This window comes from uncultured Bradyrhizobium sp. (genome assembly GCF_964252615.1).
Taxonomy (GTDB): domain Bacteria; phylum Pseudomonadota; class Alphaproteobacteria; order Rhizobiales; family Xanthobacteraceae; genus Bradyrhizobium.
Map to the genome: position 1 here is coordinate 60,011 of NZ_CAXUNQ010000008.1, position 13,192 is coordinate 73,202.

Annotated in this window: 14 protein-coding genes; 4 read left to right on the forward strand and 10 right to left on the reverse strand. The window is 60.8% G+C overall.

Features of this window, described 5'->3' with window-relative positions:
- The first annotated feature begins 126 nt into the window (after positions 1 to 126).
- The 3 genes from ACFE72_RS07215 to ACFE72_RS07225 all read left to right on the forward strand — a co-directional run bounded on the left by ACFE72_RS07215 (position 127) and on the right by ACFE72_RS07225 (position 3,507).
- A complete protein-coding gene (locus ACFE72_RS07215) occupies positions 127 to 1,443 on the forward strand; it encodes a DUF3422 family protein (protein ID WP_375412391.1) in 1,317 nt (438 codons plus the stop codon).
- The gene (locus ACFE72_RS07220; protein ID WP_375412392.1) at positions 1,443 to 2,963 is read left to right on the forward strand and encodes a dienelactone hydrolase family protein; all 1,521 of its coding nucleotides are present in this window, start codon (positions 1,443 to 1,445) and stop codon (positions 2,961 to 2,963) included. The genes ACFE72_RS07215 and ACFE72_RS07220 overlap by 1 nt, the downstream gene beginning before the upstream one ends.
- Positions 2,964 to 3,069: 106 nt before the next feature.
- Positions 3,070 to 3,507: a DUF2383 domain-containing protein gene (locus ACFE72_RS07225; protein WP_375412393.1), complete on the forward strand. Its 438-nt coding sequence runs from the start codon at positions 3,070 to 3,072 to the stop codon at positions 3,505 to 3,507.
- Positions 3,508 to 3,570: 63 nt separating this feature from the next.
- Here ACFE72_RS07225 and ACFE72_RS07230 read toward each other — a convergent pair whose 3' ends face one another.
- Entirely contained in the window at positions 3,571 to 4,008 is a 438-nt protein-coding gene (locus ACFE72_RS07230) for a hypothetical protein (RefSeq protein ID WP_375412394.1), read from the reverse strand.
- Between the two features lie 198 nt (positions 4,009 to 4,206).
- Between ACFE72_RS07230 and ACFE72_RS07235 the strand changes: the two genes are divergently transcribed.
- Positions 4,207 to 4,839, forward strand: coding sequence for a sigma-70 family RNA polymerase sigma factor (locus ACFE72_RS07235; RefSeq protein ID WP_375412395.1), 633 nt, complete (start codon positions 4,207 to 4,209; stop codon positions 4,837 to 4,839).
- Positions 4,840 to 4,913: 74 nt separating this feature from the next.
- On the opposite strand, the gene ACFE72_RS07240 is transcribed toward ACFE72_RS07235, so the two are convergent.
- From ACFE72_RS07240 to ccoO, 9 genes are all read right to left on the reverse strand, one after another.
- Complete coding sequence (locus tag ACFE72_RS07240) at positions 4,914 to 5,141, reverse strand: hypothetical protein (protein ID WP_375412396.1); 228 nt, start codon at positions 5,139 to 5,141, stop codon at positions 4,914 to 4,916.
- Between the two features lie 444 nt (positions 5,142 to 5,585).
- Positions 5,586 to 6,875 carry a 5-aminolevulinate synthase gene (hemA, locus tag ACFE72_RS07245; RefSeq protein ID WP_375412397.1) on the reverse strand — a complete coding sequence of 430 codons (1,290 nt, stop codon included), beginning with the start codon at positions 6,873 to 6,875 and terminating at the stop codon, positions 5,586 to 5,588.
- Positions 6,876 to 6,899: 24 nt separating this feature from the next.
- Positions 6,900 to 7,109 (reverse strand): cbb3-type cytochrome oxidase assembly protein CcoS, encoded by a 210-nt coding sequence (gene ccoS / locus ACFE72_RS07250; protein ID WP_375412398.1) that lies wholly within the window; start codon positions 7,107 to 7,109, stop codon positions 6,900 to 6,902.
- Positions 7,109 to 9,295 (reverse strand): copper-translocating P-type ATPase, encoded by a 2,187-nt coding sequence (locus ACFE72_RS07255; protein WP_375412399.1) that lies wholly within the window; start codon positions 9,293 to 9,295, stop codon positions 7,109 to 7,111. Before ACFE72_RS07255 ends, ccoS begins: the two co-directional genes overlap by 1 nt.
- A gap of 11 nt (positions 9,296 to 9,306) precedes the next feature.
- Positions 9,307 to 9,807 carry a FixH family protein gene (locus ACFE72_RS07260; protein ID WP_375412400.1) on the reverse strand — a complete coding sequence of 167 codons (501 nt, stop codon included), beginning with the start codon at positions 9,805 to 9,807 and terminating at the stop codon, positions 9,307 to 9,309.
- 18 nt (positions 9,808 to 9,825) lie between these two features.
- Positions 9,826 to 11,280 carry a cytochrome c oxidase accessory protein CcoG gene (gene ccoG, locus ACFE72_RS07265; RefSeq protein WP_375412401.1) on the reverse strand — a complete coding sequence of 485 codons (1,455 nt, stop codon included), beginning with the start codon at positions 11,278 to 11,280 and terminating at the stop codon, positions 9,826 to 9,828.
- Positions 11,281 to 11,389: 109 nt separating this feature from the next.
- A complete protein-coding gene (gene ccoP, locus ACFE72_RS07270) occupies positions 11,390 to 12,262 on the reverse strand; it encodes a cytochrome-c oxidase, cbb3-type subunit III (protein ID WP_375412402.1) in 873 nt (290 codons plus the stop codon).
- Between the two features lie 7 nt (positions 12,263 to 12,269).
- Complete coding sequence (locus ACFE72_RS07275; protein ID WP_375412403.1) at positions 12,270 to 12,434, reverse strand: cbb3-type cytochrome c oxidase subunit 3; 165 nt, start codon at positions 12,432 to 12,434, stop codon at positions 12,270 to 12,272.
- A gap of 12 nt (positions 12,435 to 12,446) precedes the next feature.
- Positions 12,447 to 13,181 (reverse strand): cytochrome-c oxidase, cbb3-type subunit II, encoded by a 735-nt coding sequence (gene ccoO, locus ACFE72_RS07280; RefSeq protein WP_375412404.1) that lies wholly within the window; start codon positions 13,179 to 13,181, stop codon positions 12,447 to 12,449.
- Positions 13,182 to 13,192: the final 11 nt, after the last annotated feature.

The following is a 13,192-nucleotide window of genomic DNA, read 5'->3' on the forward strand; positions in this document are numbered from 1 at the left end:
CGCGCAAAATTTTTGCTCTCCATCCAGCATGTGGAACTTACGCAGCAAACGACGTTTCAGCTTCTGTCCGACGCAACCGAGTGCTAGTCGTGGCAGAACACGCATATTCGGGATAGAGCAGACACGATGAGCGCCGACGTGCTGATTGGCGGTGGTGACGCCGCGCGGCTTGTGCCGCATCCGCTGCGCGCCGCGATCCTCGGCGAAGTCCACGCGCGGCCATTTACCCCGCTGGCGGTGCCGTCGCGGATCCTGCATTTCGCGTTCGACACCTCAGGGACTCGCGCGCAAGCCGACCGCGCCAACCTCGTAGCCTTCTGCGAATCACGCGGCCTGCCACGGCCACCCTCCACCGAAAAGCACCATCGCGCCCCCTTCGGCACCACGGCTCTGCGCTGGGAACAGCATTCGGAATTCACCACCTACACCTGGGAGATGCCGTCGGAGCCGGCTGCCGTCCCGTTTTATCCGGATGCCGCATCGCTGGCGTCGCCGATGCGCCTCGTGCCGCAACCCGGGCCGCTGCTGGTGGCAATCGACCTGCATCTCCTCGGCGATGACGCGCCACGAACGTCGCCGGAACGTCTGTTCGACAATGCAAGCCTGGCCATCGCGGAGAATTCCGATGGCGCCGCGGTCTACGCCACCGACTTTCAACCCGGACCAACGGGGTTTGTGCGCATCCTTGTCTCCGACCGCACTATGTCGGCGGAGCGGGCCGGCGCCCTGGTACAGCGCGTGATCGAGCTGGAAACCTATCGCACGCTGGCTTTGCTCGGCCTGCCGGAGGCGCAGCGCCTCGCCCCTTCGATCGCGGCCTCCGAGCGACGTCTTGTCGAGGTGACGGAGCAGATGCGCCGGGCCGGCGATCTCGAGAGCAACCACAGGCTTCTGGATGAACTGACGGCCTTGGCCGCCGAGGTGGAAGCCGGCGCCGCCGCCAGCGTATTTCGCTTCGGCGCGAGCCGCGCCTACGAGGAAATCGTCGAGCAGCGGCTGCAGACCATCGGCGAGCGGAAGGTGGGCGGCCTTCCGACCTGGTCGTCCTTCCTCGCACGCCGCATGAAGCCGGCATTGCGCACCTGCGTCACAATCGAAGCGCGGCAATCCATCCTTTCGCTCAAGCTGGCCCGCGCTGCCGATCTGTTGCGCACGCGCGTCGATGTCGAACTCGAGCAGCAAAATCAGGAATTGCTGAAATCCATGAACGCACGGACGCGGCTGCAACTGCGCCTGCAGGCCACGGTGGAAGGGCTTTCCGTCGCGGCAATCACCTATTACGTCGTCGGACTGTTCGGATATCTGGTGAAAGCCGCCCATGACAGCGGGCGAATGGAAATCGAGCCGAGCATCGTCACCGCAGCATTCGTGCCCATTGCGGCATTTGCGATCTGGTGGACCGTCCGCAGCATCCGCAAGCGACATATCGCGGGCGAGGATTGATGCTTGCAAGATTCATCGTCGCCGCAATCTCGCTCATTGCAATCGCCATCGGCCTTCATGAACTGCGCGGCGCGGCGGACGGGTTGCGCATCACCCGCACGACCGTGGGTGAAACGCCGGTTACGATTTTTCAACCGGAAGCAAAGGCGACGGCGCCCGTCGTCGTCATCGCGCATGGTTTTGCAGGTTCCCAGCAATTGATGCAGCCATTCGCCGAGACGATGGCGCGCAACGGCTATATCGCCGTCACCTTCGATTTCCTGGGGCACGGCCGCAATCCGGTGCCGATGCGCGGCGATATCACCGAGGGTGAAACCATCACATCCGAGCTGATGCGGGAATTGGGCCAAGTCGCCTCTGCCGCAGCCAGGCTGCCTGACAGCGACCGGCGGCTCGCGGTGCTCGGCCATTCGATGGCGTCCGACATTGTCGTGCGGTTTGCGCTGGCTAATCCCGATGTTCAGGCTACCGTCGCGGTCTCGGTGTTTTCGCCGGCGGCAACCGCAACAAGTCCACGCAATCTGCTGGTGATCGTCGGCGCGCTGGAGCCCGCGATGCTGAAGGACGAAGGCCTGCGCATTGTCAACCTGGCCGCCGGCGGCAACGCTGTCGCCGGCCGGACCTATGGTGACTTTGCCGACGGCACCGCGCGACGGCTGGTGCTGGCGCGCGGCGTCGAGCATATCGGCGTGCTCTACAGCCACGACAGCATGGAGCAATCATTGCGGTGGGTGAACAACGCCTTCGGCCGCCAGAAAGCCGATTTCATCGACGCTCGAGGACGTTGGCTCGCATTGCTGTTGCTCGGCATCGTTGCATTGGCATGGCCGTTGTCCGCCCTGCTGCCCGCCGCGGGCCAGACGCCGGTTGCAACGGATCTTACCTGGAAACCACTGCTCATTGCAGCGTTTGTGCCGGCGATGCTGACACCGCTGCTGCTTTGGAAAATTCCGACCGAATTCCTGTCCATCCTTCTCGGCGATTACTTGGCCGTGCATTTTCTGCTGTATGGCGCATTGACCGCGGCAGTGTCGATTTACCTGCGCCGGAGAACGGGCGGATCTCCTGCCGCCCGGATCTCATGGCCGAAGATCGCCATCGCGGCGACCGCGGTCGGGCTGTACAATATCGTCGTCTTCGGCTTGCCGATCGATGCTTATGTCTTCTCCTTTGTGCCAATTCCGGCGCGCATTCCGTTGATGGCGGCGATCGCCTGTGGAACCGTGCCTTACTTTATCGCCGACGAGTGGCTGACACGCGGCGCGCATGCGAGGCGGGGCGCCTACGCTCTGACAAAATTCTGCTTCCTGCTGTCGCTTGCCATCGCCGTCGCGCTGAACCCCATGAAACTGTTTTTCCTGGCCATCATCGTGCCCGCGATCCTGTTGCTGTTTCTCGCCTTCGGGCTGATCAGCCGCTGGAGCTATCGCGCGACGCATCATCCGCTGCCGGGGGCACTGGCCAACGCGGCTGTATTCGCATGGGCCATTGCGGTGACGTTTCCGATGATCGTGCGATGAGCGCGAACCGGGGAACAAGAATAGTCGGTTTCGGTTGATCGAAGCTACGCCGATCGATGGCTTCATGTCCGGTCGCGGCGTTTAATGCTCATCACAGGAGGACATTTTGGACAGCAATACTCTGGACCATCTGAAATCGCTTCACGTGAGCGCCATCGACGCGCGCAACGGATACCAAGAAGCGCTCGAGGACGCCGACGGCAAGGGAATGACGCCGTTATTTCGCGACATGATCTCATTGCACGAAGGCAACGCCGCAGAACTCGCGCGTGAATTGACCAAAGCCAACGAAATCCCCGATGACAAAGGATCCTTCATGACCATCGTTCATAAGACGATCATGGACGTCCGGTCGCTTTTCAACGGCCTGGACGCGAGCATATTGCCGGGATTGATCGACGGTGAAAAACGCAATCTTTCGAAATACGATGATGCGCTCAAGGATGGAAAGATGCCTGCCGACATCTCTTTCCTGCTGAGAAGCCAACGCGGCAAAATCGAAAGTAAGATTGTCGAAATGCAAGCCAGAAATTTATCGTCATAAAACAGGCGGGTCGGGAGCTTGAAACTCCCGACCAAGCTCGTGCTGGATGTCAGACGCTGGTTGTTATTTAGGCTGTCCGGTCGAGCCGTTTTCAGGACCGACGCCGGTGTCCGACGAGGTCGGCGCCGAACGCGTATCGGGCGCCGGATTCGCAGGCTGATAAAGCTTCGGCTGATCCGCACTTCCCACCGGTTGCGCCATGCCGGTCGTTGCGCCGCCGACCCGGGTCGTTGCCTGCGCCGTTTCGGTTCGCGATTTGCCGTTATAACCGGTCACCAGTAAACCCATCACGGCGATGGCGAGAACGGCGAACCCGATCAATTCAGGGCCCGCGCCGTTTGGGGTGGCTCCCATTTTCGAGTTATTGCCTTCCAGAGCTTCGGCGGCAATTTCCCGATTGGTCCGCGAGCGCAGAAAGTAAATAAACGCGCCGGCAATGATGAAAACTGTCGCCGCCAGCGTAAAAAACATCAGCCAGCTAATTGGATTGTCGCCTTGCATGTCAGCCTCCATATGTCAAATATGCATGACAATGCTGCCGGCATAGGATTGTTCCGGTCGCTCGAAGGCGCAAAAGCTGCTCCCGGCAGCACCGTGGCCGCGCAATTAAGATTTGCGTTTTTCCAATAATGTCATGTAACCTTGACATAGCTGACTGTCAGAGCGTCGAGAATTGCGATGGACCACATGGAAGCTATGATGGCCGTCCTCACAGCAGAAACCGGTTCGCAGCGGCTCGCAAACCTGCTGCTGCGGATGTCGCGAAAGGATGCAGCGGCATTCGAACACCTGTATTCCTCGACCAAGCGAAAGCTTTTTTCCATCGTCCTGCCGATCGTCAGGCGCCAGCATTTGGCGGAAGAAGTGCTCCAGGAAGCTTACGTTCGCATTTGGCTCAATGCAGCGCAGTACAGGGCGCCGCTGGGTTCACCGATGAACTGGATGATCGCCATCGCGCGAAACCTTGCAATCGACATGGCGCGAAAGCCGGCTCGGGAAATTCATTCGGACGATTCGATATTTTTCAGTTTTCCGGCAAGCGATCCTACCGCCCTCGACGTACTGGAAGGCCAAACCGAAACCTTTAATCAGCGGTTGAACGTTCTGTATGCGCTGCGGGCGCTCAATCCGACGCAGCGTCATCTCATCATCGCAGCCTACATCCGCGGCGAAAGCAGAAAGCAACTTTCGAAACGTTACGGCGTGCCCGTCAACACGATCAAGACCTGGATCAGACGCGCGCTGCTGCAAGCACGCGCGAATGTGCTTGGCGGCACCCCTGCCGCGTCTTCTTTTCCGACTTCATCATTGACCAGCGCACGCGACAGTTAGCGACCGGGAAGAGCGGGTTTCGCGCCGCTGCGCAGATTAGCCTTGGCCTCGGCCGCGCAGCCGTCGCTCGTAGTTCAGCAACGACGCTCAATATATAGAACCGGAACAAGAGCTTCCGCCTGGTCCGCATGCAGCAAGGTCACGCGAAGGGCGTTTTCGGACTGTACGTTCAAGTTTTTGATCTGAACCTGGATTGCTCCCAATTGCCAAACCGCGAAACCCGCAAGCAGGGCTCCGATCAACACGAGAGCGCCGAAGCCGCTGTAGAGCCGGCCACCGATGCGGAAATTGAAGAACGACATTGGCTTTTGTCCTTGAGTGGAATTTTCAGGAAACGCGCCAGGCCTTACGGAATGCTTCGGCAGCTTGGCTATGAAGATGCGGCTCACATTTTCACTGACGGTTTAATCAGCCGTGAAATGTGGGGGCCGTACAAATACGGTAGTGCGTCGTGCTCGATGCCTTCGGCACGTCGCTGCCTCCGCCTGCGACACATCGCAGGCCGTCCCGGTATTTCCCCGTACAACGAAAAAAGGGTGGCAGCGCAATCTTTTAGGCCGCACGGCCGGTCGGAATACGACTGCGAGACTGCTGCCCTACCGGAGGCAATTCTCCGCGTGCGCCGCGCCGTCATCACGGCCGGCATTTGAAACATTCATACTAACGGACGGTGCCGGCATCGAGCGGGCAGTTCCTGCCAGGATGCTTGCGATGTTCGGCTATTTTATTGACCCTGCCGGACCGATCTATACCTGAAATTCATCCCAGGCGGCGCACAGGCTCTCGACGAGCCGATCACACTGCTCGTCGGTATGAAAGGGCGTCGGCGTGATCCTCAGCCTCTCGGTACCCTTGGGCACGGTCGGATAATTGATCGGCTGAATGTAAATGCCCGATTCGGAGAGAAGAAAATTGCTGACTGCCTTGCACTTTTCCGGATCGCCGACCGGCACCGGCACAATATGCGAGCCGTTGTGTATCCGTGGAAGGCCGTGCGCGTCGAGCATCGATTTCAGGCGCGCGGCCCGATCTTGATGGAGCGTCCGTTCGCGGGTTGAAACCTTCAGATGCCGGATCGCCGCCGTGGCGGCGGCGCAGACCGCCGGCGGCAATGCGGTCGTGAATATGAAGCCGGGCGCATAGGATCGCACGGCGTCGATGACTGCGCTGGAGCCGGCCAGATAGCCGCCGAGACAACCGAACGCCTTCGCCAGCGTTCCTTCAATCACGTCAATCCGTCCGGCCACGCCGAGCTGCTCGCTGATTCCGCCGCCGCGAGGCCCGTACATGCCGACCGCGTGAACCTCGTCGCAATACGTCATCGCGTTGTAGCGTTCGGCGAGAGCGCAGATCGCCTCGATCGGGGCGATATCCCCATCCATCGAGTACAGGCTTTCAAACACGATCAGCTTCGGGCGATGCAGTCCCGCCTGCATCAACAGGCATTCGAGATGCGCAACATCGTTGTGCCGGAATATCCGTTTCTCGCAGTTCGATTGATGAATGCCCTCGATCATCGAGTTATGGTTGGATGCGTCGGACAGAATGAGACAGTTCGGGATCAGCTTTGCAATGGTCGAAATGCCGGCCTGGTTGGAGACATAGCCAGACGTAAAAACCAGCGCCGCGTCCTTGCCGTGCAGATCGGCGAGTTCGTCCTCCAACCCGACAAGCGGATGGTTGGTGCCGGCAATATTGCGCGTACCGCCTGCGCCGGTTCCCATGCGCGAGGCGGTGTCCACCATGGCCCGCACCACCGCAGGGTGCTGGCTCATGCCGAGATAGTCGTTCGAGCACCACAGGACGATCTCCCGTGGCCCGCCCGGGGAATGCCAGATTGCCTCGGGATACTTTCCAGCGACTCGCTCGATGTCGGCAAATACCCTATAGCGCCGTTCGTCGCGGAGCCGCCGCAACGAACTCTCGAAGATCCGCTGATAGTCAGGAGCGACAGTCCGCTGCTTGACGGTATCGCAGAACTTTATCGGCGACCGTGCGTGACGATCTTCAGAAAGCGCAGGACTGGCGGACGGCATCAGCATAACCCCGTTTTTGCTTCTTCATGATGCCGTCAGGCGGGCCGTCGGCTCTTGACGCAGATCAAGAGCACCAGGCGGCGGCGCTTGGGCCGGTTCGTCGTCCGCAATGGCACGCCACGCCGCGCCCTCGAGATCGTCATACTGGCCATTTTTGAGCGACCAGAGAAAGCCGAGCAGTCCGACGAGACCGAGCCCCAGAGCCAAAGGAACGAGAATTACCAGCACTTCCATCACGTTCTCCCGCGTGCGACACGACGCGCTCGAAGCGCGTTCAACATGACGAGCAAAGATGAACCGGACATGGCGGCCGCCGCGATCAGAGGCGTCACAAATCCGGTGATGGCAATCGGAACCGCCAGAAGATTGTAGCCGACCGCCAGCCATAGATTTTGCCGCATCAGATGCAACGCGTTCCGGGACAGGTCGATCGCCGCGATGACCGGGCCGAGCGGCTCGCCGAGGAACACCAGATCGGCGGTGGCCTGGCTCAAATGTGCGGCGCTGATGGGCGACATGGAGACGTGCGACGCGGCGAGCGATGGCGCGTCGTTCAGCCCGTCGCCGACCATCATCACCTTGAAGCCTTGTCGTTTGAGACCTTCGATGCGCGCGATCTTGTCGGCCGGAGTGACGCCAGCGCGCCACTCGACAATCCCCAGCGTCTGCGCGGCGGATCGAACAGCCGGTTCCCGATCGCCTGAAAGGATCTCGACCGCGATGCCGCGCGCCTGCAGCGCCGAAACTACCGCAGGCGCATCGGGGCGCAGCAGTTGCCGGATCGCGAATACATACCGCGCCTCGCCCCTGCTGAAGGCAACGACCGACACTTCCGGATCAAGCCAGAGAACCTGGTCGGCCAGTTCGTCGGCGTCGCAGAACGACGGTCGGCCAAGCCTGACTTCCTCCCCGTCAAAGAAGCCGCGAACACCCTGCCCCGGCTCCTCCACAATTCCTGCAAGCGGTGATCTGGCGTTCGAGGCACGGGCCACCGCCGCGGCGATCGGATGACGACTGGCCAGCGCCAGCCGGCCAGCAAGGTCGAGCACATCCCTTGGAACGCCGGCTGAATTCACGACATCAAGGTCGGGCAGCGTCAGCGTCCCCGTTTTGTCGAAGATAATGCGATCGACTTCGGCAAGCCGCTCGATGGAATCGCCTGAATTGAGCAATACGCCCGCCCTGAACATCGCTCCCGACGCAACCGTCTGCACGGTCGGAATTGCGAGGCCCAATGCGCAGGGACAAGTGATGATGAGAACCGCGATCGCCGTGATGACGGCATCATGCCAGCTTGCGCCGGCAAGAACCCAGCCAAGCATCGTCAACAGCGCGGTGGCATGGACTATCGGCGCATAAAGCCGGGACGCTCGATCCGCCAATTGCACATAACGGGAGCGCGCCTGCACCGCGTTATCGAGCAGCCGGGTTATTTCCGCCAGCAGCGTGTCTTCCGATGCCGCCGAAACCCGCACCCGCAGCATACCGGAGATATTGAGCGAGCCGGCATAAACCGCCGTGCCGTGACCGGCGCTGACATACAGGGTCTCCCCGGTAATCAGGCTCTGGTCGATCTCGGACCGTCCCTCGACCACGATGCCATCGACCGCACATCGTTCGCCCGGCCGCAACAGGACGATATCGCCCGGATGAATCGCGGCGACCGGCACCTCGGAGATTTCGTCAGGTCCGATAAATTTGGCGGCGGTCTCGGCCTTGAGCGCGGCCAGGTTTCCCGCAACCGCGCGAGTTTTCAGACGCATCCTCTGATCGAGATACCGGCCTACCAGCAAAAAGGTAAGGAGCATGATCGCGGCGTCGAAATAGGCATGCTCGGCGTGATTCAGGGTCTCGATCACCGACATCCCCATCGCAAGCGCGACGCCGATGCTGATCGGAACATCCATGTTGACGTTGCGCGTGCTTAGCGCCCGGAAAGCCGAGCGGAAGAACGGCTGGCCGGCATAGGCGGCAGCCGGCAGCGCAATCAGCGCCGACAGCCAGTGAAAAAAGTCGCGCTGCGCCGAAATTATGTCGCCGCCCGACCACACCGGGATCGACAGCATCATGACGTTCATGGTGGCGAAGGCCGCAACGCCGAGGCAGCGGAGCAGGAACCGCGCGTTTTCGGCTTCCACGGCCTCGGCGCGAACCGTTTCGAACGGATAGGCTTTGTAGCCCAGTTCGGCGAGCCGATCGATGAACCGCGCAGGGTCGAGCGTCCCCTCCTTCCATTCCAGCGCCACGCGGCGGTCGGTCAGGTTGACCCGCGCCAACGTCACGTCGGGTATCGCCGACAGTCCTCGTTCGATCTTTGACATGCATCCGGCGCAACTGACGCCGTCAACGGCGAGATCCATGTGCGAAAGGCCCGAACCCAGGTCTTTCACATAATGCGAAAAGTCTCGTGTCGCCTGCATCGATCCATTCCCTAGTTCAGCAAAACCCGATTCCTGGACAGGAACATCCGCTGTCCCGCAGCCTCACCTTCGAGCACCAGATCCCATTGTCCGGGCGCGACCGCGGCCGCTTTACCGCGATAGATTCCGATACCCACTTCGGCCAGCGCAACGGGCTGGTCGGCTCGCCGGTCGGTGGGACGTTCGAAACGGCCTTGAAATTTCAAGCCCGGCATCGGCGTACCGTTCCTGTCGCGGGCCTCCACCTGCACGGTCGCACCACCTCGAGAATCGCGAGATATATGGGCGTCGACCGCCCAGCTTCGCGCGTTCTGATCGTGTGCCGCTGCGATCTCGCCCTCGTAAGCAAGGCTGGCGCTGTAGGCGCTATCGACCTCGGTGCCCGGCAATGTCTGAATGGCGAATTTCATCATGATCATGTTGACCCCGATCACCACGCCGAAAAACGCGATCAGCATGATGAGGACCTTGCGTCCGGTCAGCGGCCTCGGCGAAACCGGGGGCTTGCTCATGCGATGTTCCACCATGTCCTAGGGCGTGACGAAGTTGTCGGTGGCCGATGCCACCTCGCCGAGGCCGATATCGGTTATCCGGAGTTTCACCGGGATCGACTTTTCCGGATTGCCGGATGCGGTCACCAGAACCCGCAGCTCGGTTGTCCGGTCCCGTCCCAGGACGATCATGGGCCGGTCCGGCGTAACGGAATCGACGCCGACGACGTGGATCGTCGCGTTGGCCGGGCCATCGACATCGATTGCCACCACGCGATCGAAGCCCCGCTTGTTGAGAAGGCGAACCGTATAGGCATTGCGGATTGACCCGTCGCTCAGCCGCACCGCGACCGGATTGCGGTCGTGCAGCACATTGACGTCGAGCAGCGACCGGGTCAGCAGTGCATACAGCATGATCGCGCCAACCGCGGCGATCATCGCCGCGTAGACGATGGTACGCGGCCTGATCAGACGGTAGATTTCCGGTTTTCCGGCCATCCGCCGGTGAATATTGATGTCGTTGTCATACCCGATCAGACGGGTCTTTCTGCCGATCTTCTTCATCACCGTATCGCACGCGTCGATGCACAGACCGCACTGAATGCAGTCGAGCTGCGCGCCATCGCGGATGTCGATCCCAGTCGGACAAACGGCGACGCATTGATGGCAATCGATGCAGTCGCCGGCGACTTCTCCGAGCGCACGCCGTTCGTTCGCCTTTTTCAGGGATGTGCGTTTTTCGCCGCGGTCGTATTTGTAAGTGACGTTGAGCGCCCACTCGTCGGTCAACGCCGCCTGGATGCGCGGCCATGGGCACATGTAGACGCAGACCTGCTCGCGCATGAAACCGGCAAGCACGTAAGTGGTTGCCGTCAGGATCGCGATCCAGATATAGGCCAGCATCGGCGCCTGGAAGGTGACGAGCTGCTTCACCAGCGTCGGTGCGTCATTGAAATAAAGAACCCACGCGCCGCCAGTCCACCACGCGATCAGCAACCAGATCGAATGTTTCAGTGTGATTTCCGCGAACCGCTGCAGCTTCATCGTGCCCTTTGCGGCATCCTTCTTCATGCGCTCGCGGCGATCGCCCTCTATCAGGCGCTCGACCGCGTAGAACATGTCGGTCCACACGGTTTGCGGGCAGAGATAGCCGCACCAGATGCGCCCGCCGATCGAATTCATCAGAAACAGCGTGATGGCGGCGACGATCAGCAGCCCGGTAAAGTAATAGACCTCCTGCGGCCACAGCTCGATGAAGAAGAAATAGAAGCGGCTGTTGGGAAGATCGACCAGCACGGCCTGGTCGGGCGCGCCCAGACCGCGGTTCCAGCGCGCGAACGGCAACAGGTAATAGACGCCGAGGCAGAACGCCATCAGGCCCCATTTGATGCGGCGGAATGTTCCGGAGACGCTTTGCGGATAGACTTTCTTCTGGGCGACATAAAGCGGCCCATCGTCCGATTCCAGGTCGCTCAGTCGTACAGTCTGGTTCATGGCCGGGATTCATCTCGCATCTCCGGTCGAGCGTACGCTCGATCCAGGACGCGCAATTGATTCACCTCAAGCCGCTCTCGGGCAGGATTGCCAGCGATTGTGGCTGGAACTACTTTCCGCCGCCCAGCGAATGGACGTAGACCGCCAATGCCTTGATCGTGGACGGGTCCAGACGGCCGACCCATGCGGGCATCACGCCGGCGCGTCCGTTGGTGATCGTCTCGACGACCGTCGCTTCATCAGAACCGTAGAGCCAAATCCTATCGGTCAGATCGGGGGCGCCTAATTCCAGGTTGCCGTTGCCGGCTTCGCCGTGACAGGACACGCAATTGTCCGCGAAAATCTTCCTCCCTGCCGCGGCATCATAGCCGGGGCTGGTCGGCAGTCCTGACAGGGACCTGACATAATTGGCGACCGTGACAATCTCCGGGGTTTTCAGGATGCCCGTCCTGCCAAAGGCGAGCATGGCGTTTTCATGCGCCTTGGCGTGTCCCGAGCGCGCTCCGAACTCGATGGTCTGCATGATCTGGTCGAGTGAGCCTCCCCACAGCCAATCGTCATCGTTGAGATTGGGATAACCCTTGGCGCCGGCGCCGCCACTGCCGTGGCACGGCGCGCAATTGTCGCCGAACACGGCCTTGCCGCGGGCCCGCGCCAGCGCCAGCAGGGCCGGATCCTTTTCGATATTCGCCAATGGAGCCGCGCCAAGCGCAGCCATCTTGTCGCCGCGTATCTTTTCGAGACTGGCCAGTTCGACGGCAACGTCCGCGCGCGACGAATAATGAAGCAGGCCGCTGCTGTAGCTCCACAGCATCGGCCATGCGGGATAAACGATCCAGTACCCGATGGCCCATAAAATGGTGGCATAGAACGTAGTCACCCACCAGCGCGGCAGCGGCGTGTTCAGTTCCTTGATGCCGTCCCACTCGTGGCCTGTTGTTGCCGTACCCGAAACCTTATCGACGTCGCCGTGCTCGGTCATGATGGTGTCATTCCTCCCGCAACGGCATTCGCGACGCTTCGTCGAAAACCGCCTTGTTGCGAGGCCAGAGCGCATAGGCCACGATGGCCAGGAATATTCCGACGAAGATCGGCGTCCAGACCGTCACCACGAAATCCGACGCAAAATTCTGGACCGTTAGAATGGCTTTCATCGTCCTGCCTTCTCAGCGAAGATTTGCTTTTTCGTTGTAAAGTTTGAAATCGACCAGCGTGCCCAGCATCTGCAGATAGGCGATCAGCGCGTCCATCTCGGTGGGAAGGCCATCCTTGCTGTCGAAGTTGCGCGCGACGGCTTTCGGATAGCGCTTTGCGAACGCATCCACTCCGGCATTGTCCGGATCGGCCTGCGCCTTGAGGTCGGCCACGGCATTGGCAATCTGGTCTTCCGAATAGGGCACGCCGACGGTTCGGCTGGTCCGCAGATGGTCGGCTATCGTCGCGGTATCGACCGCGGTTTCCGCCAGGAACGGATATCCGGGCATCACCGACTGCGGAACGATCGCGCGCGGATTGGCCAGATGCGTGACATGCCACTCGTCGGAATATTTGGCGCCGACCCGCGCAAGATCGGGGCCGGTGCGCTTCGACCCCCACTGGAACGGGTGGTCGTACATGCTTTCGGCCGCGAGCGAGTAGTGCCCGTAGCGTTCGACTTCATCGCGCAGCGGCCGGACCATCTGCGAGTGGCAGAGATAGCAGCCTTCGCGGACATAAATGTTGCGCCCGGTCAGTTCGAGGGGCGTGTAGGGCCGGATGCCGTCGACCACTTCGATCGTGCTCTTCAGATAAAACAGCGGCGTGATCTCGACCAGGCCGCCGACCGCGATCACCGCCAGAATTCCGACGACGAGGACGATTGAGTTCTTTTCGAAGATTTGATGCCGGATCCAGAATGACATTTTCTCGGCTC

Excerpts from the sequence above, each read along its gene's own strand:
- ACFE72_RS07215 (WP_375412391.1), top strand. The coding sequence starts at position 127 with ATGAGCGCCGACGTGCTGATTGGCGGTGGTGACGCCGCGCGGCTTGTG.
- ACFE72_RS07220 (WP_375412392.1), top strand. The coding sequence starts at position 1,443 with ATGCTTGCAAGATTCATCGTCGCCGCAATCTCGCTCATTGCAATCGCC.
- ACFE72_RS07230 (WP_375412394.1), bottom strand. The coding sequence starts at position 4,008 with ATGCAAGGCGACAATCCAATTAGCTGGCTGATGTTTTTTACGCTGGCG.
- ACFE72_RS07235 (WP_375412395.1), top strand. The coding sequence starts at position 4,207 with ATGGCCGTCCTCACAGCAGAAACCGGTTCGCAGCGGCTCGCAAACCTG.
- ACFE72_RS07240 (WP_375412396.1), bottom strand. The coding sequence starts at position 5,141 with ATGTCGTTCTTCAATTTCCGCATCGGTGGCCGGCTCTACAGCGGCTTC.
- hemA (WP_375412397.1), bottom strand. The coding sequence starts at position 6,875 with ATGCCGTCCGCCAGTCCTGCGCTTTCTGAAGATCGTCACGCACGGTCG.
- ccoS (WP_375412398.1), bottom strand. The coding sequence starts at position 7,109 with ATGGAAGTGCTGGTAATTCTCGTTCCTTTGGCTCTGGGGCTCGGTCTC.
- ACFE72_RS07255 (WP_375412399.1), bottom strand. The coding sequence starts at position 9,295 with ATGCAGGCGACACGAGACTTTTCGCATTATGTGAAAGACCTGGGTTCG.
- ACFE72_RS07260 (WP_375412400.1), bottom strand. The coding sequence starts at position 9,807 with ATGAGCAAGCCCCCGGTTTCGCCGAGGCCGCTGACCGGACGCAAGGTC.
- ccoG (WP_375412401.1), bottom strand. The coding sequence starts at position 11,280 with ATGAACCAGACTGTACGACTGAGCGACCTGGAATCGGACGATGGGCCG.
- ccoP (WP_375412402.1), bottom strand. The coding sequence starts at position 12,262 with ATGACCGAGCACGGCGACGTCGATAAGGTTTCGGGTACGGCAACAACA.
- ACFE72_RS07275 (WP_375412403.1), bottom strand. The coding sequence starts at position 12,434 with ATGAAAGCCATTCTAACGGTCCAGAATTTTGCGTCGGATTTCGTGGTG.
- ccoO (WP_375412404.1), bottom strand. The coding sequence starts at position 13,181 with ATGTCATTCTGGATCCGGCATCAAATCTTCGAAAAGAACTCAATCGTC.